Source organism: Janthinobacterium sp. TB1-E2, from assembly GCF_036885605.1.
Classification (GTDB): Bacteria; Pseudomonadota; Gammaproteobacteria; order Burkholderiales; family Burkholderiaceae_D; genus Janthinobacterium; species Janthinobacterium aestuarii.
Genome location: NZ_CP142523.1, coordinates 1,977,652 through 2,000,907, shown reverse-complemented (window position 1 = coordinate 2,000,907; position 23,256 = coordinate 1,977,652). Strand labels below are relative to the sequence as shown.

The following is a 23,256-nucleotide window of genomic DNA, read 5'->3' as shown; positions in this document are numbered from 1 at the left end:
GAGGCTCAATTCTCTTGAGAGTGCCATGTCACGTCCCCTGCCCCCACTTGCCGCCCTGCACGCCTTCGAGGCGGCCGCCCGCCATGAAGGCTTCCAGCGCGCGGGCGAAGAATTGCATGTGTCGGCCGGCGCCATCGGCCACCACGTGAAACAGCTGGAAGCGTGGCTGGGCATCGTGCTGTTCCAGCGCCTGCCGCGCGGCGTGGTGCTGACCAATGCCGGCCAGCGCTATGCGGCCTCGCTGGGGCCGATCCTCAACCAGCTGGCCGACGTGTCCGAACAGGCGCGGCGCCAGGGCGACGACAAGGTGGTGACGGTGACGGCCACCAGCTCGCTCGTCTCGCGCTGGCTGATGCCGCGCCTGGGCCGGCTGCGTGACCGCTATCCGCAGATCGAGCTGCGCGTGCTGGCGTCGATGCACCCGGTCGACCTGGCGCGCGACGGCGTGGATGTGGCCATCCGCCTGGGACCGGGCCGCTATCCGGGCCTGAAAGTCGATTTATTGATGGAAGAATGGTTTTCCGCCGTCTGCAGCCCCGATTTTCGCGCCAACGCGGCCAGCCTGCGCCAGCCGGCCGACCTGCTGCGCTATCCGCTGCTGCACGACGAGCCAGAGGTGCACTTGCCCGGCGAAATCGACTGGACGCGCTGGCTGCACAGCTGCGGCGTGCATTACAGCGGCAATAGCGGCAACAGCGGCGCGCGCTTTTCGCACACCTATCTGTGCCTGGACGCGGCCGCCAGCGGCCAGGGCGTGGCCATTGCCGCCAGTCCCCTGATCGGCGACGATTTGCGGTCGGGCCGCCTCGTGCGCGTATTCGAACACGCCGTGCGCGGCCCCCACTGCTATTATCTGCTGCGCTCGCCCCAGGCGGAAACGCGGCCCCTCGTGCATGCATTCTGCGAATGGCTGATCGCCGAGGCGCGCGCCGACCAGGAAACCGTCTGGCCAACAGTGGAGACAGCATGACGAGCAGGGAACTGGCGCGCAGCGCCGCATATAGTGTCCAGCATGAATACGAGCACGCCACGGTGATCGCTGCCGATGGCCGGCAAGCGAGCGTGGGCGAGTTCTATGGCGACCCGGCCGCAGCCTTGATCGATGTCGATGAGCAATGGTGCGCCGTCGCGGGCGAGGGATTGGTGCTGTGCCGGCTGGACCAGCCGTTCGGTCAGTGCGAGGAATATTTCCGCCAGCCTGGCGCGGTGCGCTGGATCACGGCTTTACGGCAAACGGGACCGTTTGCGCTGGAATGGCAGGGTGAGGATGGCGCTTGGTCCGCCCTCGATGTCGAGGCAGCGGATGTGTCGGCTTACGCGCCAGGGCGCTAAGCCGACCTACGCCGACCTACGCCAGCGGCGGTGGATGGCTCGTAACCCGACAACACCACCAAACCAGCCGGAGCAACAGATCAGAGCACGTAGGTCGGCTTAGCGCGCAGCGCGTAAGCCGACAACACCATTACAACTTGATAAAGTGCTCGCGGTAGTATTTGAGCTCTTCGATCGATTCCAGGATATCGGCCAGCGCCGTATGCTTCTGGTGTTTCTTGAAACCGGTGGCGATTTCCGGCTTCCAGCGCTTGCACAGCTCTTTCAGTGTCGACACGTCAACATTGCGATAGTGGAAGAACGCTTCCAGCTTTGGCATGCCGCGCACCATGAAGCGGCGGTCCTGGCCGATGGTGTTGCCGCACATGGGCGACTTGCCTGCCGGTACGTATTTCTTCAGGAACGCGATCAATTCCGCTTCCGCCTGCGCTTCCGTCACGGTCGACGCTTTCACCTTGTCGATCAGGCCCGAGCGGCCGTGCGTGCCCTTGTTCCAGGCATCCATCTTGTTCAGAGTTTCATCGGATTGATGAATCACGAACACGGGGCCTTCGGCCAGCAGGTTCAAATGCATGTCCGTCACCACGACCGCCACTTCGATGATGCGGTCGGTATCGGGCTCCAGGCCCGTCATTTCCATGTCGACCCAGACCAGGTTCATCTCGTTTGGACGTGCCGGCACGGTGGGTGCGGGGGCGGATGCAGAGGTGGCTGCAGTTAAGTCGGTCGCTTGTGACATAATTCTCTCTTGGCCTAATCAAACTAAATAATCAGCCATTTTCTCACAGGCACAGAATGTATTCACTCGCGTTTTCGATTTTGTTTGTATCCGTCCTCGTTTTGACCCTGGCCGTGCGCTTCTGGCTCGCTTCGCGGCAGATTCGCCACGTGCTGGCCCACCGCGCCGCTGTTCCGCCCGAGTTCGCGGAAAAAATCCCGCTGGCCGCGCACCAGAAGGCCGCCGACTACACGGTGGCGAAGACCAAGTTCGGCCTGCTGACCTTGCTGGTCAACTACGCCGTGCTGATCGGTTTTACCTTGCTGGGCGGCCTGCAATGGCTGGCGCTGCACCTGAATGAATGGATGGGGCCGGGCTCGCCCATGCTGTACCAGATCGGCCTGATCGCCGCCTTTGCCGCCATTTCCGGCCTGATCGACCTGCCCTTCGATTACTACCGCCAATTCGTGCTGGAGCAGCGCTTCGGCTTCAACACCATGGCGCGCAAGCTGTTCTTCATGGACATGCTCAAGGGCGTGGGCCTGGGCGCGGCCATCGGCCTGCCGCTGATCTGGGTCGTGCTGGCGCTGATGGCCAAGTCGGGCGACCTGTGGTGGCTGTACGCGTGGTTCGTCTGGAGCGGCTTCCAGCTGCTGATGATGGTGCTGTTCCCGACCGTCATCGCCCCGCTGTTCAACAAATTCACGCCGCTGGCCGACGAAGCGCTGAAAAGCCGCATCGAAGGCTTGATGCAGCGCGTCGGCTTCGCCTCGAATGGCCTGTTCGTCATGGATGGCTCGAAGCGCAGCGCCCACGGCAATGCGTATTTCTCGGGCTTTGGCGCTAACAAGCGCATCGTCTTCTTCGACACCCTGCTGTCGCGCCTGGCGCCGCAGGAAATCGAAGCCGTGCTGGCGCATGAACTGGGCCACTTCAAGCTCAAGCACATAGTCAAGCGCATCGCCATGATGTTCGTCATCTCGCTGGGTTTCCTCGCGCTGCTGGGCTTCCTGAAGACGCAGCCATGGTTTTACGCGGGCCTCGGTGTCGACCCTGTCGCCCTGGCCTTGACGGGCCAGCCGACCGATGCGCTGGCCCTGCTGCTGTTCATGCTGGCCTTGCCCGTCTTCACTTTCCTGCTGGGACCGTTGACGTCGCTCAGCTCGCGCAAGCACGAATTCGAAGCGGACGCCTTTGCCGCCACGCACACGCAGGCGGACGACCTCGTCTCGGCCCTCGTCAAAATGTATGAAGACAATGCGTCGACCTTGACGCCCGACCCGCTGCACTCGGCCTTCTACGACTCGCACCCGCCGGCCAGCGTGCGCATCCGCCACCTGAAAGGGGCTGCCACATGAATACGCCATCGACCTCGCAAGACCTGGCCCAACTGTCCTGCGCGCAGCGCCAGCAGGCGCTGGGCGACACGGACATCGCCACCCTGCACGCCCTGCTGCCCCAGTGGACGGTGCAAAATGGCAAGCTGTGCCGCGACTTCGGCTTCAAGAATTACTACCAGACCCTGGCGTTCGTAAACGCCCTGGCCTATATGACCCATACGCAAGACCACCATCCGGAGCTCATCATTACTTACAAAACCTGCGCCGTGCGCTACGATACGCACTCGGTCAACCAGGGCGCCGGCGGCCTGTCCGAAAACGACTTTATCTGCGCCGCCAAGGCAGACCTCATCTACCAGAGCAGCCAGGTGTCCGCATGAGCGAAGGCAAGTTGACGGGCGTCATCATCGCCGCCCACGGCCGCCATTACCTGGCCGACGTGGATGGCGCCAAGCTGCAATGCGTGACGCGCGGCAAGAAAACCAATGTGGCCGTGGGCGACATCGTGCACCTGACGCGCACTTCCAACGACCAGGCCGTCATCGACCGCATCGAGGAACGCAAGACCCTGCTGTACCGCTCGGACCAGTACAAATCGAAATTGCTGGCCGCCAATTTGACGCAGCTGTTCATCGTCGTGGCGACGGAGCCGGGCTTTGCCGACGACCTGATCTCGCGCTCGCTGGTGGCGGCCGACGCGGCCGGCATCGAGGCGCGCATCATCCTCAACAAAACGGACGTGACCGCTTCGCTGGAGCGCGCCCGCGAACGCCTGCTGCCGTATTCCTCGATGGGTTACCCCGTCGATGAAGTGTCGGCCCGTGCCGAACCCGAGCACGCCGTGGCCACCCTGGCGCCGCTGCTGGCGGGCCAGTCGTCGATCCTGATCGGCCAGTCGGGCATGGGCAAATCGTCGCTGATCAACCTGCTGGTGCCGGACGCCGACATCGCCGTGCGCGAAATTTCGGCCGCGCTCGACACGGGCAAGCACACGACGACCTTTACGCGCTTGTACAAGCTCGACGAACTGGGCGCGAACAGTTCCATCATCGATTCGCCCGGCTTCCAGGAATTCGGCCTGTACCACCTGTCCGAAGGCATGCTGGAGCGGGCCTTCCGCGAATTCCAGCCGTATCTTGGCGGCTGCAAGTTCTATAACTGCCGCCACCTGATCGAGCCGCAATGCGCCATCCTGCAAGCCTTATCGGAAGGCAAGATTGCCAAGATGCGCCATACCCTGTATGGCCAGCTGCTGCATGAATCGGCGCAGACCTTGTATTAAGAAATATTTCCCTCATTCAAATATAGCGCCGCAAAACACCCGGCAGGCGAAATTTAATTTCGCCGCCGAGCACGCCTTCCGACTTTAATCCCAAAACCGTTCATCTGCCGTTTTATGCACTTCATCGCGTAAAACCTGCCTTCCATCGCCTGCCGCTGGCGATGGCAAAGGTCGTTTGCTACCTTGTCACCAGTCCCTGCCGGAAACCTGCCAGCGACCACACGATCTAACTCCCATCCATCCAGCCATCCTGATCGAAGGTGAATGTCATGCATACCAAACGTTTCCTCCCCCTTGCCGCCGCCCTGTTCGCGCTTGTCGCCGGCACCGCCCACGCGCAAACCGTTGCGACTCCACAAACCACTGGCAGTGTCAGAGTCAGCAGCAACGCGTACTACCATGTGACGGCGCAGGAAGCGTCCGAGATCGAACGGCAATACCGCCTGTCGAACGGGCAACGGCTGGAAGTGCGCCAGCAAGACAGTCACTTCTACGGCCGCCTGATCGACGACCGCGAAATGCAGCCAAAACCCAGTGTGAGAATCCTTCCCATCGGGGCTGGCAAGTTTGCCACCCAGAAAGGTGCAACATTCGCCTTCAGCAATGCGGGCGAACAGGTGACCATCGACAACGCCCAGCTGCTGTCGGGCTTGCGCCTGCCTGACGACACGCGCAGCATCAGCGGCGTCAGCGTCAACAGCGTTCGTCTGGTTTCACGCTAGGCGCACGGCAGAACGCATGCGGCATGGGGCAAAGCGCCCCGCCTGCGGCGTCATGCCGGCCACATAATTCTGACAGGCGTACTGAACAATTCCCCTGAATGCAGCTTACAATGCCATGACACATGGCCTGTGCGGACGCAGGCTGGCGCCACTGTTTGCGGGGAGAATGCTTGAATGGAAATGTTCGCGCTCGAACATGACGTAGCGCAGTGGGAAAGCGCATTGCTGCCGTTGCGCGGCGCCGGGCGCGTACCGCTGCTGCTGTTGCTGTCCTGGCATTTGCGCCAGCGTGACTGCAACAGAGCAATTGCGCTGAGCGAGGAAGCGCATCTGCTGCTGCCGCTGGCCGACTTCGATGCGGCCGCATTGGAACAGGCGCGCGCGCGCCTGCAACTGGTGCAGGCGGAAGTGGCCTGGCTGCAAGGCGCGCTCGACTCCGCGGAAAGCCTGGCCATGGCCGCGTGCGCCACCTGCGGCGCACTCGGCGACGGCGCCGGCTGCGCCGACGCCCACTGGCTGCTGTCCTCGATCGCCGTCGACCGCGGCGACCATGCCCGCTGCGATGCCGAACTGCTGGCCGCGGCGCAGCAAGCGCGCGGCGCCGGCGATGCGATGCGCGCCAGCCTGGCCGACGCGGCCACGGCGCGCTGGGCCGTCTTGCGCGACGCACCGGCCGCCCAGACCCGCTGGGGCGGCCACTTCCAGGCCGACGGCGCCAGCGGCAAGCTGCCCGCGCCGCTTGCCGCCTGGGTGCACGATTTCCGCGGCTTGCTGGCGCACACGTCGCGCGACCTGGGCGCGGCCGCCGGCCACTACATGCAAAGCTACGAAGCGGCCCTGGAAAGCGGCCAGCTGCGCGGCGCCATCACGGCCGCCATCAATATCGGCGACTGTTTCTCCAGCCTCAACGACAACGAATCGGCGCTCGAATGGATGCAGTGCGCGCTGGACCTGGCGCGCCCCACGGGCTGGCCGCGCAGCATCGGCGCCTGCCAGACGCATACGGCCGAAACCATGCGCAAGCTGGGGCGCCTGGGCGCGGCGGAAGACTTGCTGCGCGAAGCGCTGCACATCCTGACTCCCATGGCGGGCGCGCGCACCTATGCCAACGCCCTATTCCACCTGGGCGAACTGAGCCTGGACAAGGGCGACTACGACACGGCGCTCGACGCCTTCAGCCGTCTGGCGCAGCGCGCCGAAGCGCTGGGCCAGGCCGATTTCCGCAGCATGGCGCAGCGCGGCAGCGCCCACGCGCTGTCTTACCTGGACCGCCCGGACGAAGCGCTGCAAGCAGCCGAACGGGCTTGCCAGCTGGCCACCGCGCAGGGCGACGCCATGCACCAGGTGGCGGCGCTGCGCGTGCTGTCCATGCTGCATGCGCGCCACGACCTGCCGCCGCCCGCAGGCATGCAGGAGCGCAATCCCGCCCTGCATTTCCTGCACCAGGCGCTGCAGGTGGCCGCCTCCATCGACGGCTATGTGCCGCCCGGCGAACTGCTCGATGCGCTGGCGCGCGAGTACGCGCATGCGGGCGACTATGCGCGCGCCTACGATATCGCCCTCGCGGCGGGCGTGGCGCGCGAAAAAAGCCACACCCAGCAGGCAAGCAACCGCGCCACCGCCATGCAGGTCTACCACCAGACGGAACATGCGCGCTCGGAAGGCTATCACCACCGCGAACTGGCCGCCTCGGAAGCACGGCGCGCCGAAGTGCTGCAGCAAACCAGCGACACCCTGGAACGGCTGTCGGCCATCGGCCAGGAAATCACCACCCACCTCGACGCCAGCGCCGTGTTCCAGGTGCTGGACCGCCACGTGCATGCCTTGCTGCCAGTCAACACCTTCGCCGTCTACATGCTCGATGCGGCGGGCACGGCGCTGCGCCGCGCGCATGGCATGGAAGCGGGCCGCCCCTTGTCCGACAACGCCATTCCACTGAGCAACCCGCGTGCCTATTCCGTGCGCTGCCTGCTGGGCCGGCGCGAAGTGTATATCGACCAGGTACCGCCGAAGCGCCACGCCTACACGGTGCCCGGCACCCTGCATAACCAGAGCGTGCTGTACGTGCCCTTGACGGTGGGCGAGCGCGTGCTGGGCGTGATGACGGTGCAGGCTTGCCATGCACATGCCTACGGCGAACGCGAACGCCTGATCTTCCGCACCCTGTGCGCGTACGGCGCCATCGCGCTCGACAATGCCAGCGCCTACCGGCAGTTGCAGGACGCCCAGGCGCAACTGGCGTCGCAGGAAAAGCTGGCCGCCCTCGGTTCGCTGATGGCCGGCGTGGCGCATGAACTCAATACCCCGATCGGCAACAGCCTGTTGATCGCCAGCACCATGCTGCAAAAGACGGAAGACGTGGAACGCCTGATGAACGGCCCCGGCCTGCGCCGCTCGGACCTGGCCGCCTACATCGACGATGCAAGCAAGGCGTCGGCGCTGGTGATGCGCGGGCTGCACAGCGCGGCCGACCTCGTCAACAGCTTCAAGCAGGTAGCCGTCGACCGCACCACCGAACAGCGGCGCCAGTTCGACCTGCAACAGGTAAGCAATGAAATCATCGCCACCGTCATGAACCGCATCCGCAGTTCGGGCCACCGCATCGAGACGGACATTGCATTCGGCATCGCCATGGACAGCTATCCGGGCCCGTTCGGCCAGGTGATCACCAATCTGATCAACAATGCCCTGCTGCACGCCTTCGCACCCGCACCCAACGACGGTGCCGCCGGCACCGGTTGCATGCGCCTGTCCGCCACGCTCGACGGCGCGCGCGTGCAGGTCGTCTTCGCCGACAATGGCGGCGGCATCGCCGAACAGCATTTGTCGCGCATCTTCGACCCTTTCTTTACCACCAAGCTGGGCCAGGGCGGCAGCGGCCTCGGTTTGTCGATCAGCTACAACATCGTCACGGCGCTGCTGGGCGGCACCATCCAAGTGGCCAGCAGCCCCGCCGGCACGCGTTTCACGCTGGATTTACCGCTGGTGGCGCCCCAGCTGGACGGGGCCGCGCCCGCCAGCATCTATTAATCCGCCGCCCTTTGCCCGGGTGCAGGCTTGCCTATACAAGTACGCGCCCGGACGGTCTTTCCAATCTAAAAGCAAAACCCTTATAATTGAACGGCTGAAGTACTTGCCATTGCATTATTTTCAACATGGCAAACCGCATCGACCCGCGCGACAAGCGTCGCGCTGGCACCGATCAACACAGCAGCGCGCCGGGCGAGGCAGTCATCAGACGAGATGTTGTACGCTGATGCAACCCGGCGGGAAAGGCACGCCGCCGGCGGCCTGCGCATCTTCAAGTGGTCATTATGTCGACAAAAAAACCGATCAAGCACTACCTCCAGTTCTCCGATTTCACGTTGGAAGAGTACGAATATGTGATCGAACGCGCCCATCTGATCAAGCGCAAGTTCAAGAATTACGAAATCTACCATCCACTGATCGACCGCACCCTGGTGATGGTCTTTGAAAAGAACTCCACCCGCACGCGATTGTCGTTCGAAGCCGGCATGCACCAGCTGGGCGGCGCCGCCATCTACCTGAACACGCGCGATTCCCAATTGGGCCGCGGCGAGCCGGTGGAAGACGCGGGCCAGGTCATGTCGCGCATGTGCGACATCATCATGGTGCGTACCTTCGGCCAGGAGATCATCGAGCGTTTCGCCGCCAATTCGCGCGTGCCGGTAATCAATGGCCTGACCAATGAACACCACCCGTGCCAGGTCTTTGCCGACATCTTCACCTACATCGAACACCGCGGCTCGATCGCCGGCAAGGTCGTCGCCTGGATCGGCGACGCCAACAACATGCTGTACTCGTGGCTGCAGGCGGCCGAAGTGTTCGGCTTCCACGTCAACGTCTCGACGCCGAAGGGCTACGACATCGACCTGTCGCAAGTCAAGACGCAGCGCTATACCTTCTTCGCGAACCCGTCGGACGCGTGCGAAGGCGCGCACCTGGTCAACACGGACGTGTGGACCAGCATGGGCTACGAAGCGGAAAACGCGGCCCGTATCGCCGCCTTCGACGGCTGGATCGTCGATGGCGCGAAGATGTCCCGCGCCGCACCCGACGCGCTGTTCATGCACTGCCTGCCCGCCCACCGCGGCGAGGAAGTGGCCGCCGAAGTGATCGACGGTCCGCAATCGGTCGTGTGGGACGAGGCGGAAAACCGCTTGCACGTGCAAAAAGCGCTGATTGAATACCTGTTACTCGGTAAAATCCAATAATTCGCCCGGCACTGCATAAAACCTGGCAGCATCGCAATACATACATCGACAACGACAACTGGAAGCAATATGAGCGACATTAAAAAAGTAGTCCTGGCCTATTCCGGCGGACTCGACACCTCCGTCATCCTGAAATGGCTGCAAGATAACTACCAGTGCGAAATCGTCACCTTCACGGCCGACCTGGGCCAGGGCGAAGAGCTGGAACCGGCGCGCGCCAAGGCAATCAAGTTCGGCATCAAGCCGGAAAACATCCATATCGAAGACGTGCGCGAAGAATTCGTGCGCGATTTCGTGTTCCCGATGTTCCGCGCCAACACCGTGTATGAAGGCGAATACCTGCTGGGCACTTCGATCGCCCGTCCGCTGATCGCCAAGCGCCTGATCGAAATCGCCAACGCCACGGGCGCCGACGCCATCTCGCACGGCGCGACCGGCAAGGGCAACGACCAGGTGCGTTTCGAACTGGGAGCCTACGCGCTCAAACCAGGCGTGAAGATCATCGCCCCATGGCGCGAGTGGGATCTGCTGTCGCGCGAAAAACTGCTGAAGTACGCGGAAGACGCCGGCATCGAAATCGACATGAAGCACAAGAACGGCGGCGCGCCGTACTCGATGGATGCCAACTTGCTGCACATCAGCTTTGAAGGCCGCCACCTGGAAAACCCGAGCGCCGAAGCGGAAGAGACCATGTGGCGCTGGACCGTCAGCCCGGAAAACGCCCCGGACGAAGCGGAATACCTGGACATCGAATACGAAAAAGGCGATATCGTCGCCATCAACGGCGTGCGCATGTCGCCCGCCACCGTGCTGGCCGAACTGAACAAGGTTGGCGGCAAGCATGGCGTGGGACGCCTGGACCTGGTGGAAAACCGCTACGTCGGCATGAAATCGCGCGGCTGCTATGAAACCCCGGGCGGCACCATCATGTTGAAAGCCCACCGCGCCATCGAATCGATCACCCTGGACCGCGAAGTGGCCCACCTGAAAGATGACCTGATGCCGCGCTACGCGTCGATGATCTACAACGGCTACTGGTGGGCGCCCGAGCGCGTCGCCCTGCAAACCCTGATCGACCACACGCAGGAAACCGTGAACGGCTGGGTACGTATCAAGCTGTACAAGGGCAATGTCATCGTCGTCTCGCGCGATTCGAAAACGGATTCGCTGTTCGACATGAACATCGCCACCTTCGACGAAGACGGCGGCGCGTACAACCAGGCCGACGCCGGCGGCTTCATCAAGCTGAACGCCTTGCGCATGCGCATCGCCGCCATCGCCCGCGAAAAGCGTGGCCAAAAGTAACTAGTTGCCGGGAGGCACTACCTCCCGCGCCAAGCAAAGCCGCCCACGGGCGGCTTTTTTACATTTGAAACGCACTCGACCACGATTTACGGCCCGGCGCGCGCCCGGATCGCCCCCATTTTGCTGTCCCCGTGGCAAAATGCTACAGTGCAATTGTGCTGACCTTCCCGCTTCCGGAGCCCTCCCATGTTCAAAGACCTGAGTATCAAGAATAAACTGTACCTGGGCTTCGGCTCCATCGTGGCCATCATCCTGATCTTGCTCGGCGTGGCCTACAACAGCTTTTCGCGCCTGTCGGAAGCCAATGCATGGGACCGCCACACGATGGAGGTGCTGGGCGAGATCGACAGGATCCACAATTCCATCCTGCAAATCCAGGTGGAAGCACGCGGTTTCATCCTGACCGGCAGTGAAACGTCGCTGTCGCCGGAATCGAATGAAATGGACGTGCTGAGCCAGCACACGCAAAAAGCCATCGCCATGACGGCCGACAACAAGGTGCAGTCGGAACGCTTCCGCAAGATCGACGCGCTGACCACCACCTGGGTCAAGGAGTGGATCACCCCGCTGATCGAAAAGCGCCGCGCGCTGGGCAATGCGCCCGGAGCCACGGAAACGGTGGCGCGCACCATGCCGGCCGGCGGCTACCCTGCCGTCAGGCAGGCGAACAAGCTGCTCGACGAAGTCGCGGCCGAAGAATCGCGCTTGCTGGCCGAACGCACGGCCACCACGACAAAATTGCAGGAAACCATGATGCTGACCCTGGCGCTGGGCGGCTTGCTGTGCGTGGCGCTGGCGCTGGGCATTTCCTACCTGCTGGGCCGCGCCATCCTCGGCCCGCTGAACAGCCTGACGGACGCCGTCGGGCGCATCGCCAGCGGCGACCAGCGCGCGCGCGCCACCATCCTTTCGCGCGACGAACTGGGCAAGGTGTCGGAAGAATTCAACCGCATGGCGCAAACCATCCAGGACAACCAGGCCAATGAGCTGGCCGCGACGAATAGCTTGCGGGCCAAGGTCGATTCGCTGCTGGAAGTGGTCTCGAAAGCCGCCTCGGGCGACCTGACGGGCAAGGTCGGCATCACGGGCAGCGACGCCATCGGCCAGCTGGGCAATGGCCTGGCGAAGATGTTTGAAAACCTGCGCAGCCTGCTCAACAATGTGCAAAAGGCCGGCATCCAGGTGACGACCTCCGCCACGGAAATCGCCGCCTCGGCGCGCCAGCAGGAAGCCACGGGCATCGAGCAGGCGCAAACGAGCGTGGAAATCCTCAGCACCACCAAGGAAATCTCGGCCAACACGAGCCAGTTGCTCAAAACCATGGAAGACGCCACTGCGGTGGCCGACTACACAACGAACGCGACGGCCGAAGCGCAGAACAACCTCAAGCGCATGGATTCGACCATGCAGCACATGGTCTCGGCCACCGATTCCATCAATGCCAAGCTGGCTGCCCTGTCGGAAAAAGCCAGCAATATCAATAGCGTGCTGATCACCATCACCAAGGTGGCCGACCAGACCAACATCCTGTCGCTGAACGCCGCCATCGAGGCGGAAAAAGCGGGCGAGGCGGGCCGCGGCTTTTCCGTGGTGGCGACGGAAATCCGCCGCCTGGCCGACCAGACGTCCGTGTCCACGTGGGATATCGAGCAAATGCTCAAGGAAATGCAGTCGGCCGTGTCCGCCAGCGTGATGGGCATGGATAAATTCTCGGAAGAGATTCGCCGCAGCGTGGGCGAAGTGCGGCAAGTGGCCGAGCAGCTGTCGTCCGTGATGGACCAGGTGCAAAAACTCACGCCGCAATTCGACGCCGTGCTGCAAGGCATGCAGTCGCAGGCGATCGGCGCTTCGCAGATTTCCGACACCATGATGCAGCTCAACGACGCCACGCAGCAGACGGTGGAGTCCCTGAAGGCCACCAGCGAAGCCGTGCACCAGCTGCAATATGCGGCGGGCGACCTGCAGTCGAGCGTGTCGACTTTCGCCGTGACCATCTGATCCCATGAAAGTGCTGCTCTTTCACATCGGACGCGACCGCTACGGCCTGCCCTTGGCCCGCATCGTGCGCGTCCTGCCGCTGCTGGAGCTGAAACAGTTGCCGCTCACGCCAGACTACGTGGCCGGCCTGATGGACTTGCATGGCACGCCCGTGCCCGTGATCGACCTGTCGCGCCTGGCCGGACTGCCGGCCGCCGCCGCGCAGTTCGACACGCGCATCGTCATCGTCGACTACCGCGCCCCTGGCGGCGAAACCACGCACGCGCTGGGCCTGCTGGCCTCGCAAGTGCGCGGCATCGCCGACATCGACACGCTCCAGCTTGAAGACAGCGGCGTGGCGACAGTGCCCTTCCTGGGCCAGGTGGCCAGCGATGCCGACGGCATCGTGCAGCTGGTGGAACTGGAACACCTGCTGCCGCCGGACGTGCGCGCGCTGCTGTTTCAAGACGCGGGCGCGGCATGACGGCGCAAACCCTGCTGCGCCGCGCGACCGGCCTGTCCGTCTCCAAATCCGTGGCCGAACGGGCCGTCGGCCAGCGCATGGAGCAAACGGGATTTGCCGATAGCGAAGCCTACCTACAGGCGCTCACGCCGGCCGAAATGACGCAATTGATCGAACTGGTGGTGGTGCCCGAATCGTGGCTGTTCCGCGATCCGCAAGCGTTCTACGCCACCGTCGAACTGGTACAGGAACGCTGGGCGCGGGGACGCGCCACGCGCATCCTGTCAATCCCCTGCGCAGGCGGCGAGGAGCCGTATTCGATGGCCATGGCGCTGCGCGACGGCGGCGTGCCGAAACAGGCGTTCAGCATCGACGCCTATGACCTGAGCCCCGGCTGCATCGAGCGGGCGCAGGCGGGAATCTACGGCCGCAACGCCTTCCGCGCGCAGGACGTGGCCTTCCGCGAGCGCTATTTCACGCACGTGGCCGACGACTCCTACCGCATCATCGACTCCTTGCGCGAACAGGTGACCTTCAGGCAGGGCAACCTGCTGCAGTTCGATACGGCCACCTACAGCCGCCATTACGACGTCATCTTTTGCCGCAACCTCCTGATCTACTTTGACAAGCCGACCACGCGCGCGGCCATCCAGAATCTGTCGGCCCTGCTGGCCGACGACGGCATGCTGCTGGCCGGCTATGCGGAAGTGCCGTCGTTCTGCCAGAACGGCTTTACGACGCTGCAGTTCCGCCAGGCGTTCGCCCTGAAGAAGGAAACGGCGGCGCCGGCCAGTCCCGTTCAGATGGCCCCACTGCCGGCCTTGCGCACCTTACGCAGCGTGCCGCCCGCGCCAAGGCGCGCTGCCGTGACAGCCCCCTCTTCCGCCGCACAGGCGGCGCCGCGCACGCGCCCCGTGTCCGTGCCATCGCCGGCGCCGGCCACGCAAGCCGCGCAGGCCGATTTGCTGGCCGAGGCGCGCCTGCTGGCCGACCGCGGCCAGTTGCGCGAGGCCGGCGAAAAATGCCACGCCCACCTGGCGAAAGTGCCCGAGGCGGCGGAAGCGTATTTCATGCTGGGCATCATCAATGAACTGGCCGGCAAGATGGACCTGGCCGACGACTACTGGCGCCGCTGCATCTACCTGCAGCCCGACCATTACGAGGCGCTGTGCCACCTGTCCCTGCTGGCCGAACGCAATGGCAACCACACGGCCGCCGCCACCCTGAAGGCGCGTGCGGCACGCATCTACGAGCGCCGCCAGGCGTCCAACTAAGGGGCAAGCATGACAAATCTCATCGCCACCGAGTCCCCCGCCACCATCGACGACTGCTGGAACCATATCGGCGTGGTCGGCGACCAGAGCTGCCCCAAGCTGCCAGCCAACGTGCATTGCCGCAACTGCGACGTGTATGCGGGCGCCGCCCAGCGCAACCTGCAGCGGCCCGTGGACGAACACTACCGGCGCGACTGGGCCAGCCACTTCCGCCAGATCGATGCGGGCGGCGAAGTGCGTGACAGTTCGGCGCTGGTGTTTCGCATCGGCCGCGAATGGCTGGCGCTGCCCACGCGCGTGTTCGACTCCGTGGCGCCGCAGGCCAAGCCGCACGCGCTGCCGCACCGCGGCGGGGGCGGCCTGGCGGGCATCGTCAATATCGGTGGCAAGCTGTATCCGTGCATGTCGCTGGCCAGTTTGCTGGGCATCGATGAACAGGGCGCGCCGCCAGCCAAGGGCCGCCACACGTTTGCGCGCCTGCTGCTGATGCGCTGGGAAGAGCAGGCCTACGCGCTGCCCGTGGCCGACCTGCACGGCATCGTGCGCTACGCGTCGGGCGCCGTGCAGGCGCCGGCGGCCACCATCAACAAGGGGCTGTCGCGCTTCCTGTCGGGCGTGATCACCGAGGGCGACATGCGCATCGGCTGCCTCGATACGGCGCTGATCGGCTTTCAACTTGCGAGACTATTACGATGAGCCAGGACCAGCACGGCGACCTCAGTGCCTTTTCCATGCTGGACCTGTTCCGCATGGAAGCGGACAGCCAGACCCAGATCCTTACCGACGGCTTGCTGGCCATGGAGCGCCATGCGGGCGACGCGGCCGCCGTCGAAGCGATGATGCGCGCGGCCCACTCGATCAAGGGCGCGGCCGCCATCGTCGGCCTGCAAGTGGTGGTGCAGCTGGCGCACGGCATGGAAGACAGCTTTGTCGCCGCCCAGCATGGGCGCTTGAAGCTCACGCCGGAGCGGGTCGACGTGCTGTTGTCGGGCGTCGACCTGATCGTGCAGCTGTCGCGCCTGGACGACGCGGGCGCCGAAGCCTGGCTGGCCGCGAATGCGGCGCAGATCGACCAGACCCTGAACGCCATCGCCGGTATCGCCGACCTGCCCGAATTGCCGGCCCTGCCCCCGGCGCCTGCGCCCATGTCTGCACCCTTGCCGCCGGAAGCGGCAGAACCGCAAGCGCCCGTGGCCAGCGGCCTGGCGGGGGATGAACCGGAAGCGGCCGCCCCGGCGCCGCGTACAGCGACCAGTACAGGTGCGCCAGCCAAGGCGCAAGCGCAAAACTTCGACAAACTGCTGTCGCTGGCCAGCGAATCGCGCATCAATGCGCACCAGATGCACCCGTTCGTCGGCGCCCTGCAGCGCTTCAAGCGCAACCAGAGCAGCCTGTTTTCCGCCATCGAGCACCTGCACGAAGCCATTGCCCGCTCGGCCGACCCGGGCCTGATGGAAAAGTCCCTGCTGGCGCTGCAAAAGACGCAGCCCCTGAAGCAGTTCATGCTCGAGCACATCGCCGACATCGAAACCTATGAACGGCGCCTGCTGGCCGTCTCGCAAGGCATGGTCGACGAAGTGCTGGCCCTGCGCATGCGCCCTTTCCGCGACGGCATCCACGCGTTCCCGCGCATGGTGCGCGACCTGGCGCGCAGCCTGGGCAAGGAAGTTCAGCTCGAGATCGAAGGCGAAGACACCCTGGTCGACCGCGACATCCTGGCGAAGATCGAAAGCCCGCTGAACCACATGCTGCGCAATGCCATCGACCATGGCATGGAAGGCCCGTACGAGCGCATCGACGCGGGCAAGGAAGCGCTGGGCACGATACGCATGGAGGCGCGCCACCGCGCCGGCATGCTGAGCATCGAGATCAGCGACGACGGGCGCGGTGTCGACCTGGAAAAAATCCGCCAGTCCGTCATCGAGCGCAAGATGGCCAGCCCCGCCATGGCCGCCGCGCTGTCGCCGGGCGAACTGCTGGAATTTTTGTTCCTGCCCGCCTTCAGCCTGAAGGAAAAGGCGAATCAATTGTCCGGACGCGGCGTGGGCCTCGACATCGTGCACGAGACGATACGCCAGCAAAACGGCACGGTGCGCCTGGAATCGGAGCCGGGCCGCGGTTTCCGCGCCCTGATCACTCTGCCGCTGACGCAGTCGATCGTGCGTGCGCTGGTGGTCGATGTGCACGGCGAAGCCTACGCCATCCCCATCGTCAAGGTGGAAAGCGTGGTGCGCGTGCCGCAAGCGGCCATCCATACCCTGGAAAACAAGCAGTTCTTCGAACTCAAGGGCGAGCATCTGGGCCTGGTGTCGGCGGCGCAGGTGCTCGAGCTGGGCGAAGCGGCCAACCAGGCCGAGGATTTGCCCGTGGTGGTGATCGGCCGGGGCAAGCAAAGCTATGCGCTGGTGGTCGACGCCATCCGCGGCGAGCAAAGCCTGGCCGTGCAAGCCATCGATCCGATCTTCGGCAAGATGCGCGACATTTCCGCCGCCGCCCTGCTCGACGACGGCGAGCCGGTGCTGATCCTCGACGTGCCCGATTTGCTGCTGTCGATCGATAAGCTGCTGCACGAGGGCGGCCTGCACCAGCTGGCGCAGGCGGGCCACGCCGAACGCCGCAAGGCCAAGCGCATCCTCGTCGTCGACGATTCGCTGACGGTGCGCGAGATGGAGCGCAAGCTGCTGCTGGCGCGCGGCTTCGACGTCGACGTGGCCATCGACGGCATCGACGGCTGGAACGTGGTGCGCAGCGGAGAATATGACCTGGTGATCACCGACGTGGACATGCCGCGCATGGATGGCATCGAACTCGTTTCGCTGATCAAGAAGGACCTGCACCTGCACAAGCTGCCGGTGATGATCGTGTCGTACAAGGACCGTCCGGAAGACCGCGCGCGCGGCCTGTCCGCCGGCGCCGACTATTATTTGACCAAAGGCAGCTTCCACGACGAGACCTTGCTCGACGCGGTGGCCGACCTGATAGGAGATGCCCGCTTATGAGCTGTCATTCATGAAAATTGCCATTGCCAACGATGTCGCCATGGCCGCCGAGGCGCTGCGCCGCGTGGTCGCCAGTACGCAGGAACACCAGGTGCTGTGGATCGCCCGCACGGGGCTCGAAGCCGTGCGCATGTGCGAGGGCAACCGTCCCGACCTGATCCTGATGGATCTGAACATGCCCGAGATGGATGGCGTGGAAGCGACGCGCCTGATCATGGAGCAAAGCCCGTGCGCCATCCTCGTCGTCACGGGCCGCCCGCAAGACAATGTCAACCAGGTCTTCCGCGCGCTGGGCGCGGGCGCGCTCGATGTCACGGCCACGCCCGTGCTGCAGGGGGAAGTGGGCGGCGACAGCGAGCTGCTGGCCAAGATCAAGACCATCGGCAAGCTGATACGCCACAGCGCCGAAGCGCCGCCGCCGCGCCAGGCACCGGCCAATGGCGGCGACCGGGGCGACGGCCAGGTCAGCACCCTGGTGGCCATCGGCGCCTCGACGGGCGGGCCGTCGGCCGTGGCCAAGGTGCTGTCCGGCTGGACGGCGCCGCCCGGCTGCGCCATCGTCGTGGTGCAGCATATCGATGAAACCTTCGCTTCGCACTTCGCCAAGTGGCTCGATGACCAGCTCAGCATGCCCGTGCGCGTGATCGCCGAGGGCGACGAACTGGTGGCTGGCAGCGTACTGATCGCCAAGACCAATGATCACCTGCTGCTAGATCAAAATTATCGTTTGGGTTACGATGCAGCACCACGCGACTATGTTTACCGCCCGTCCGTCGATGTCTTCTTCAACTGCGTGGCGCAGCACTGGCGTGGCGATGCCATCGGCGTATTGCTCACAGGCATGGGGCGCGACGGCGGCGATGGCTTGCTGGCCATGCGCCGCGCCGGCAAGACGACGATTGCGCAAGACCAGGCCAGCAGTGCCGTGTATGGCATGCCGCGCGCGGCTGCGGAACTTGATGCGGCGCAGCAAATCCTGCCATTGGATAGAATAGGCGCCAGCCTGCGCAGCCGCCTGGGCGCCAAGCTCAACAATGGGTGGGAGCCCTCCCCTAACATCTGAAAAGAATGCAATGCCAGAATTCTCCTCCAGCTTCACCCAGCATGAGCCCGCATTGACCGAATTCAAGGTCAGCGTGCTGCTGGTGGACGACCAGTTGATCATTGCCGAAGCAGTCCGGCGCATGCTCAGCGACCAGCAGGATATCGAATTTCATTACGTGACCGATGCCACGCAGGCGCTGGACACGGCACTGCGTTTGCAACCGACCGTCATCCTGCAAGACCTCGTGATGCCTGGCATCGACGGCTTCGCCCTGATCCAGCTGTACCGCGAAAACGAGGCGCTCGCGCACGTGCCCGTCATCGTGATGTCGGCCAAGGATGACCCGAAACTGAAGGCCCACAGCTTTGCCGTCGGCGCCAACGATTATGTGGTGAAGCTGCCGGACCGCCTGGAGCTGCTGGCGCGCATACGCTACCATTCCAACGCGCACATCAGCCGCTTGCAGCGCGACCAGGCTTTTCGTTTCCTACGCGAAAGCCAAAAGAACCTGGCCGACGCGAATATTGAACTACAGAAACTAGCTGCCCTCGATGGCTTGACGGGCATCGCCAACCGGCGCCGCTTCGATGAAACCCTGCAATTCGAATGGCAGCGGGGCCAGCGCGACAAGACGCCGCTGAGCCTGCTGTTCTGCGATATCGACCATTTCAAAAGCTATAACGACCACTTCGGCCACCTGGCGGGCGACCTGGGCCTGAAAAAGGTCGCCGCCGTGCTGACGGAACATTTGAAACGCCCGGCCGACCTGGCCGCCCGCTATGGCGGCGAAGAATTCGCCCTGATCCTGCCGGAAACGGAAGCGGCCGGTGCGCTGCAGATCGCCGAAGCATGCCGGCGTCATCTGGAAGGCTTGCAGATCGAAAACCCGGCGGCAAGCAAGGGCATCGTCACCATCTCGATCGGCGTGGCCACCGTCGTGCCGTCGCCGGACTCGACGATCGAGCAACTGATCAACCGCGCCGACCAGGCCCTGTACGCGGCCAAGCGCGGCGGACGCAACAGCGTGCTGAGCGCCAATGACGTCCGCGACTGATTTTTAACAGCAAGGAAAGTGAAGCATGAGCACACAACTGGACAATGTCAGCGTCGTCAAGAAGTCGAATATCTACTTTGACGGCAAATGCATCTCGCACAACGTCATCCTGGCCGATGGCACGAAGAAAAGCGTGGGTGTGATTTTCCCGTCATCGTTGCGCTTCAACACGGGCGCGCCGGAAATCATGGAAATCGTCGGCGGCTTGTGCAAGGTGCGCCTGGCTGACGCGACAGAATGGAACAGCTATGGCGCGGGCACGCAATTCAGTATCCCGGGCAATAGCTATTTTGATATTGAAACGGTCGAGACCGTGGATTACGTCTGCCACTTCGGTTAATCAGACGAAAACAGGCTCGGGCGACAGGCGCACGCCATATTTCGCCTCTACATCATCCTGTATCGCTTCCGCCAGCCGGGTAATGTCCGCGCCACGAGCGCCGCCATTATTCACCAGAACCAGCGCCTGCTTGGGATACACTCCCGCGGGCCCCAGGTTTTTTCCCTTCCAGCCGCATTGATCGATCAGCCAGCCGGCCGCCAGCTTTTCCGTGCCATCGGGCTGCGCATGGTGCACCAAGGCAGGGAAACGTTCCAGCAAGGCCGCACACTGTTCGCGCGATACCACGGGATTCTTGAAGAAACTGCCCGCATTGCCGATCACGGCCGGGTCCGGCAATTTTCTCCGGCGGATCGCCATCACCGTGTCGGCCACCTGTTGCGGCGTCGGCTCGGCAAGATTGCGCTCAGCCACGGCCTGCGCCAGTTCCGCATAGCGCAAGTTCGGCTGCCATTCGGCCGGCAAGGCAAACGTCACTTCCAGCACGATCAGTTCGCGCCCGTCCGCCTGCTTGAAGATGCTGTCGCGGTAGGCGAAGCGGCAAGCATCGCGGTCCATGTCGAAAACGATGCCGCTGGCGCTGTGCATGACGCTCACGCTATGCAGATAATCCTTGATTTCCACGCCATACGCGCCGATATTCTGGATAGGCGCCGCGCCCACCGTGCCCGGGATCAGTGACAGGTTTTCCAGCCCGCCCACGCCTTGCGCCAAGGTCCACTGCACGAAATCGTGCCAGTTTTCGCCGGCCGCGGCCGTGACGAGTATCGTCTCGAAGTCCGCCTGCGCCAGGCGCATGCCGCGCGTGGCCATATGCAGCACGGCGCCGGGAAAGTCGCCGGTCAGGACGATGTTGCTGCCGCCGCCCAGTATCAGGCGCGGCATGGCGGACAAGGCGGGATCTTGCAGCGCGGCCTGCAATTGGGCCTGCGAAGTGATGCGTACATAGGCGGCCGCATTGGCCGTGATGCCGAAGGTATTCAGGCGCTGGAGGTTGTAATTGTGTTCGATGGTGAGCTCTGCAGACATGGGATAGCGATTATTTTGCTCGATTATAGAGTGAAACCGACAAAAAACCAGCGCAAGACAAGGGCGACTTGCCCGTTGTCCGTTAAAATGTCGCATCTTTAACAGGGCCGTCCCATGGCGCAGAATCAGCCGCCAAGGCCCAGCGCACCGAGCGTGCGCTCGCTTTAACAAGAAAAGGAACAGACCATGCCGTCATTTGATGTAGTCTCCGAAGCCGATATGATCGAAGTCAAGAATGCAGTCGAGCAATCGAACAAGGAAATCACGACCCGCTTCGACTTCAAGGGCAGCGACGCCCGCGTCGAACACAAGGAAAACGAATTGACCGCGTTCGCGGATTCGGAATTCCAGCTCAGCCAGGTGCGCGACGTGCTGACCAACAAATTGACCAAACGCAAGGTCGATGTGCGCTTCCTCGACGAAGGCGATATCAAGAAGATCGGCGGCGACAAGGTCAAGCAGATCATCAAGATCAAGAATGGCATCGAATCGGATGATGCCAAGAAAATCGTGCGCGTCATCAAGGACAGCAAGATGAAAGTGCAAGCGAGCATCCAGGGTGAAGCCGTGCGTGTCACGGGCGCCAAGCGCGACGACCTGCAAGCGGCCATGGCCATGCTGCGCAAGGACGTGCCCGACATGCCGCTGGAATTTAACAATTTCCGCGATTAATTTCGATGATGCGCACGCTCCAGCCTGCGCTTGCACCGGCGTGGCGGCAAGCTGCCTCGGAGCGCCTGCCCGCTTGGGGTAGAATTGAAGCTGCGCACAGCTACATGCGCCCGCGCGCCTGACCGGCGGCGGGCTTGACCGTACATCTGGCTCAGTGATAACCACGGTAGTCTAAGGATAGCAATGAAACGTGTTGATGATTTCCGCCTGCGATTTGGCAAAAAAGAATATGTGCCCATCATGATAGGCGGAATGGGTGTGGATATTTCCACGTCGGAGCTGGCGCTGGAAGCGGCCCGGCTGAACGGTATCGGGCATATCTCCGATGCCATGGTGGAAGACGTGTCGGATCGCCGTTTCGACACCACCTTCGTCAAAGACAAGACGAAACTGTACAAGTTCAACATCAATAACAGCGACAAGGCCGTGGTGCAGTTCGACCTGGGCCGTTTGGCGGAAGCGCAGCGCCTGCATATCGGCCGCACCATGGAAGCGAAAAAAGGCGATGGCCTGATTTTCGTCAATTGCATGGAAAAGCTGACCATGAACGGTCCGCGCGAAACCTTGCGCGTGCGCCTGAACGCGGCGCTCGACGCCGGCATCGACGGCATCACCCTGTCCGCCGGCTTGCACTTCGGCTCGTTCGCCCTGATGGCCGACCATCCGCGTTTCCGCGATGCCAAGCTGGGCATCATCGTCTCGTCCGTACGCGCCTTGCAGATTTTCCTGCGCAAGAACGCCAAGCTGGACCGTTTGCCTGACTTTATCATCGTCGAAGGACCATTGGCCGGCGGCCACCTGGGTTTCGGCATGGACTGGGCCAATTACGACCTGCACACGATCACGGCGGAACTGCTGGCCTACCTGAAGGCCGAACAGCTGGACATCCCGCTGATTGCCGCTGGCGGCATTTTCACGGGCAGCGATGCCGTCTCCTTCCTGGAAGCGGGCGCGGCCGGTGTGCAAGTGGCGACGCGCTTTACCGTCACGAATGAATGCGGCTTGCCAAACAAGGTCAAGCAGGAATACTACAAGGCCTCGGAAGAAGACATCATCGTCAATGGCGTCTCGCCGACCGGCTACCCGATGCGCATGCTGAAGAACACGCCCGCCATCGGCGCCGGCATCCGTCCAGGCTGTGAATCGTATGGCTACCTGCTCGACGCGACCGGCAACTGCGCGTACATCAACTCGTACAACCGCGAAGTCGCCGCCCATCCCGAGCAAAAAACCGTCGTCGTGATGGACAAGACTTGCCTGTGCACGCACATGCGCAACTTCAACTGCTGGACCTGCGGCCATTACACGTATCGTCTGAAGGACACCACGCACAAGCTCGACAACGGCGAATACCAGATCCTGACGGCCGAACACGTCTTCAAGGATTACCAGTTCAGCGTCGACAACCAGATCGCCCTGCCGGAAAAAGAAATCCTGGTAGCAAGCTGAATCTTGTCAGCTTGACATAG

21 protein-coding genes are annotated in these 23,256 nt (G+C 63.2%); 19 read left to right on the top strand and 2 right to left on the bottom strand.

Features of this window, described 5'->3' with window-relative positions; translation table 11 throughout:
• The first annotated feature begins 25 nt into the window (after nt 1-25).
• Both gcvA and OPV09_RS08980 read left to right on the top strand, forming a co-directional pair.
• Entirely contained in the window at nt 26-970 is a 945-nt protein-coding gene (gene gcvA / locus OPV09_RS08985; RefSeq protein ID WP_058051030.1) for a transcriptional regulator GcvA, read from the top strand.
• On the top strand, nt 967-1,332 hold the full coding sequence (locus OPV09_RS08980) for a hypothetical protein (protein WP_338681314.1): 366 nt from the start codon (nt 967-969) through the stop codon (nt 1,330-1,332). The genes gcvA and OPV09_RS08980 overlap by 4 nt, the downstream gene beginning before the upstream one ends.
• A gap of 130 nt (nt 1,333-1,462) precedes the next feature.
• On the opposite strand, the gene orn is transcribed toward OPV09_RS08980, so the two are convergent.
• Nucleotides 1,463-2,071 carry an oligoribonuclease gene (gene orn, locus OPV09_RS08975; protein WP_175444464.1) on the bottom strand — a complete coding sequence of 203 codons (609 nt, stop codon included), beginning with the start codon at nt 2,069-2,071 and terminating at the stop codon, nt 1,463-1,465.
• Between the two features lie 56 nt (nt 2,072-2,127).
• Between orn and OPV09_RS08970 the strand changes: the two genes are divergently transcribed.
• The 15 genes from OPV09_RS08970 to OPV09_RS08900 all read left to right on the top strand — a co-directional run bounded on the left by OPV09_RS08970 (nt 2,128) and on the right by OPV09_RS08900 (nt 20,086).
• Nucleotides 2,128-3,408 (top strand): M48 family metallopeptidase, encoded by a 1,281-nt coding sequence (locus OPV09_RS08970; RefSeq protein ID WP_338681313.1) that lies wholly within the window; start codon nt 2,128-2,130, stop codon nt 3,406-3,408.
• Complete coding sequence (locus OPV09_RS08965) at nt 3,405-3,770, top strand: 4a-hydroxytetrahydrobiopterin dehydratase (protein WP_219330197.1); 366 nt, start codon at nt 3,405-3,407, stop codon at nt 3,768-3,770. The genes OPV09_RS08970 and OPV09_RS08965 overlap by 4 nt, the downstream gene beginning before the upstream one ends.
• The gene (rsgA, locus tag OPV09_RS08960) at nt 3,767-4,672 is read left to right on the top strand and encodes a ribosome small subunit-dependent GTPase A (RefSeq protein WP_034785059.1); all 906 of its coding nucleotides are present in this window, start codon (nt 3,767-3,769) and stop codon (nt 4,670-4,672) included. The genes OPV09_RS08965 and rsgA overlap by 4 nt, the downstream gene beginning before the upstream one ends.
• A gap of 269 nt (nt 4,673-4,941) precedes the next feature.
• Nucleotides 4,942-5,394 carry a hypothetical protein gene (locus OPV09_RS08955; RefSeq protein WP_070300827.1) on the top strand — a complete coding sequence of 151 codons (453 nt, stop codon included), beginning with the start codon at nt 4,942-4,944 and terminating at the stop codon, nt 5,392-5,394.
• A 180-nt stretch (nt 5,395-5,574) separates the two neighbouring features.
• A complete protein-coding gene (locus tag OPV09_RS08950; protein ID WP_338681311.1) occupies nt 5,575-8,424 on the top strand; it encodes an ATP-binding protein in 2,850 nt (949 codons plus the stop codon).
• 284 nt (nt 8,425-8,708) lie between these two features.
• Nucleotides 8,709-9,629, top strand: a complete 921-nt coding sequence (gene argF, locus OPV09_RS08945; RefSeq protein ID WP_034759379.1) for an ornithine carbamoyltransferase — start codon at nt 8,709-8,711, stop codon at nt 9,627-9,629.
• Between the two features lie 69 nt (nt 9,630-9,698).
• The gene (locus tag OPV09_RS08940; RefSeq protein ID WP_035825961.1) at nt 9,699-10,934 is read left to right on the top strand and encodes an argininosuccinate synthase; all 1,236 of its coding nucleotides are present in this window, start codon (nt 9,699-9,701) and stop codon (nt 10,932-10,934) included.
• A 186-nt stretch (nt 10,935-11,120) separates the two neighbouring features.
• The gene (locus tag OPV09_RS08935) at nt 11,121-12,932 is read left to right on the top strand and encodes a methyl-accepting chemotaxis protein (protein WP_034759388.1); all 1,812 of its coding nucleotides are present in this window, start codon (nt 11,121-11,123) and stop codon (nt 12,930-12,932) included.
• A 4-nt stretch (nt 12,933-12,936) separates the two neighbouring features.
• Entirely contained in the window at nt 12,937-13,395 is a 459-nt protein-coding gene (locus OPV09_RS08930) for a chemotaxis protein CheW (protein WP_072456273.1), read from the top strand.
• Complete coding sequence (locus tag OPV09_RS08925) at nt 13,392-14,648, top strand: protein-glutamate O-methyltransferase CheR (RefSeq protein ID WP_338681306.1); 1,257 nt, start codon at nt 13,392-13,394, stop codon at nt 14,646-14,648. Before OPV09_RS08930 ends, OPV09_RS08925 begins: the two co-directional genes overlap by 4 nt.
• 9 nt (nt 14,649-14,657) lie before the next feature.
• Entirely contained in the window at nt 14,658-15,344 is a 687-nt protein-coding gene (locus tag OPV09_RS08920; protein WP_034759397.1) for a chemotaxis protein CheW, read from the top strand.
• Entirely contained in the window at nt 15,341-17,647 is a 2,307-nt protein-coding gene (locus tag OPV09_RS08915) for a hybrid sensor histidine kinase/response regulator (RefSeq protein ID WP_338681304.1), read from the top strand. The genes OPV09_RS08920 and OPV09_RS08915 overlap by 4 nt, the downstream gene beginning before the upstream one ends.
• A 10-nt stretch (nt 17,648-17,657) precedes the next feature.
• Entirely contained in the window at nt 17,658-18,710 is a 1,053-nt protein-coding gene (gene cheB, locus OPV09_RS08910) for a chemotaxis-specific protein-glutamate methyltransferase CheB (RefSeq protein WP_034759403.1), read from the top strand.
• Between the two features lie 10 nt (nt 18,711-18,720).
• Nucleotides 18,721-19,746, top strand: coding sequence for a diguanylate cyclase (locus OPV09_RS08905; protein ID WP_072456265.1), 1,026 nt, complete (start codon nt 18,721-18,723; stop codon nt 19,744-19,746).
• Nucleotides 19,747-19,771: 25 nt separating this feature from the next.
• Complete coding sequence (locus OPV09_RS08900; protein ID WP_070300815.1) at nt 19,772-20,086, top strand: pyrimidine/purine nucleoside phosphorylase; 315 nt, start codon at nt 19,772-19,774, stop codon at nt 20,084-20,086.
• Here OPV09_RS08900 and murB read toward each other — a convergent pair whose 3' ends face one another.
• Nucleotides 20,087-21,115 carry a UDP-N-acetylmuramate dehydrogenase gene (murB, locus tag OPV09_RS08895; RefSeq protein WP_034759411.1) on the bottom strand — a complete coding sequence of 343 codons (1,029 nt, stop codon included), beginning with the start codon at nt 21,113-21,115 and terminating at the stop codon, nt 20,087-20,089.
• A 186-nt stretch (nt 21,116-21,301) separates the two neighbouring features.
• Between murB and OPV09_RS08890 the strand changes: the two genes are divergently transcribed.
• On the top strand, nt 21,302-21,787 hold the full coding sequence (locus tag OPV09_RS08890; RefSeq protein ID WP_034759416.1) for a YajQ family cyclic di-GMP-binding protein: 486 nt from the start codon (nt 21,302-21,304) through the stop codon (nt 21,785-21,787).
• 183 nt (nt 21,788-21,970) lie between these two features.
• Complete coding sequence (locus tag OPV09_RS08885; RefSeq protein WP_034759421.1) at nt 21,971-23,236, top strand: nitronate monooxygenase; 1,266 nt, start codon at nt 21,971-21,973, stop codon at nt 23,234-23,236.
• The last annotated feature ends 20 nt before the right edge of the window (nt 23,237-23,256 follow it).

Excerpts from the sequence above, each read along its gene's own strand:
- gcvA (WP_058051030.1), top strand. The coding sequence starts at position 26 with ATGTCACGTCCCCTGCCCCCACTTGCCGCCCTGCACGCCTTCGAGGCG.
- OPV09_RS08980 (WP_338681314.1), top strand. The coding sequence starts at position 967 with ATGACGAGCAGGGAACTGGCGCGCAGCGCCGCATATAGTGTCCAGCAT.
- orn (WP_175444464.1), bottom strand. The coding sequence starts at position 2,071 with ATGTCACAAGCGACCGACTTAACTGCAGCCACCTCTGCATCCGCCCCC.
- OPV09_RS08970 (WP_338681313.1), top strand. The coding sequence starts at position 2,128 with ATGTATTCACTCGCGTTTTCGATTTTGTTTGTATCCGTCCTCGTTTTG.
- OPV09_RS08965 (WP_219330197.1), top strand. The coding sequence starts at position 3,405 with ATGAATACGCCATCGACCTCGCAAGACCTGGCCCAACTGTCCTGCGCG.
- rsgA (WP_034785059.1), top strand. The coding sequence starts at position 3,767 with ATGAGCGAAGGCAAGTTGACGGGCGTCATCATCGCCGCCCACGGCCGC.
- OPV09_RS08955 (WP_070300827.1), top strand. The coding sequence starts at position 4,942 with ATGCATACCAAACGTTTCCTCCCCCTTGCCGCCGCCCTGTTCGCGCTT.
- OPV09_RS08950 (WP_338681311.1), top strand. The coding sequence starts at position 5,575 with ATGTTCGCGCTCGAACATGACGTAGCGCAGTGGGAAAGCGCATTGCTG.
- argF (WP_034759379.1), top strand. The coding sequence starts at position 8,709 with ATGTCGACAAAAAAACCGATCAAGCACTACCTCCAGTTCTCCGATTTC.
- OPV09_RS08940 (WP_035825961.1), top strand. The coding sequence starts at position 9,699 with ATGAGCGACATTAAAAAAGTAGTCCTGGCCTATTCCGGCGGACTCGAC.
- OPV09_RS08935 (WP_034759388.1), top strand. The coding sequence starts at position 11,121 with ATGTTCAAAGACCTGAGTATCAAGAATAAACTGTACCTGGGCTTCGGC.
- OPV09_RS08930 (WP_072456273.1), top strand. The coding sequence starts at position 12,937 with ATGAAAGTGCTGCTCTTTCACATCGGACGCGACCGCTACGGCCTGCCC.
- OPV09_RS08925 (WP_338681306.1), top strand. The coding sequence starts at position 13,392 with ATGACGGCGCAAACCCTGCTGCGCCGCGCGACCGGCCTGTCCGTCTCC.
- OPV09_RS08920 (WP_034759397.1), top strand. The coding sequence starts at position 14,658 with ATGACAAATCTCATCGCCACCGAGTCCCCCGCCACCATCGACGACTGC.
- OPV09_RS08915 (WP_338681304.1), top strand. The coding sequence starts at position 15,341 with ATGAGCCAGGACCAGCACGGCGACCTCAGTGCCTTTTCCATGCTGGAC.
- cheB (WP_034759403.1), top strand. The coding sequence starts at position 17,658 with ATGAAAATTGCCATTGCCAACGATGTCGCCATGGCCGCCGAGGCGCTG.
- OPV09_RS08905 (WP_072456265.1), top strand. The coding sequence starts at position 18,721 with ATGCCAGAATTCTCCTCCAGCTTCACCCAGCATGAGCCCGCATTGACC.
- OPV09_RS08900 (WP_070300815.1), top strand. The coding sequence starts at position 19,772 with ATGAGCACACAACTGGACAATGTCAGCGTCGTCAAGAAGTCGAATATC.
- murB (WP_034759411.1), bottom strand. The coding sequence starts at position 21,115 with ATGTCTGCAGAGCTCACCATCGAACACAATTACAACCTCCAGCGCCTG.
- OPV09_RS08890 (WP_034759416.1), top strand. The coding sequence starts at position 21,302 with ATGCCGTCATTTGATGTAGTCTCCGAAGCCGATATGATCGAAGTCAAG.
- OPV09_RS08885 (WP_034759421.1), top strand. The coding sequence starts at position 21,971 with ATGAAACGTGTTGATGATTTCCGCCTGCGATTTGGCAAAAAAGAATAT.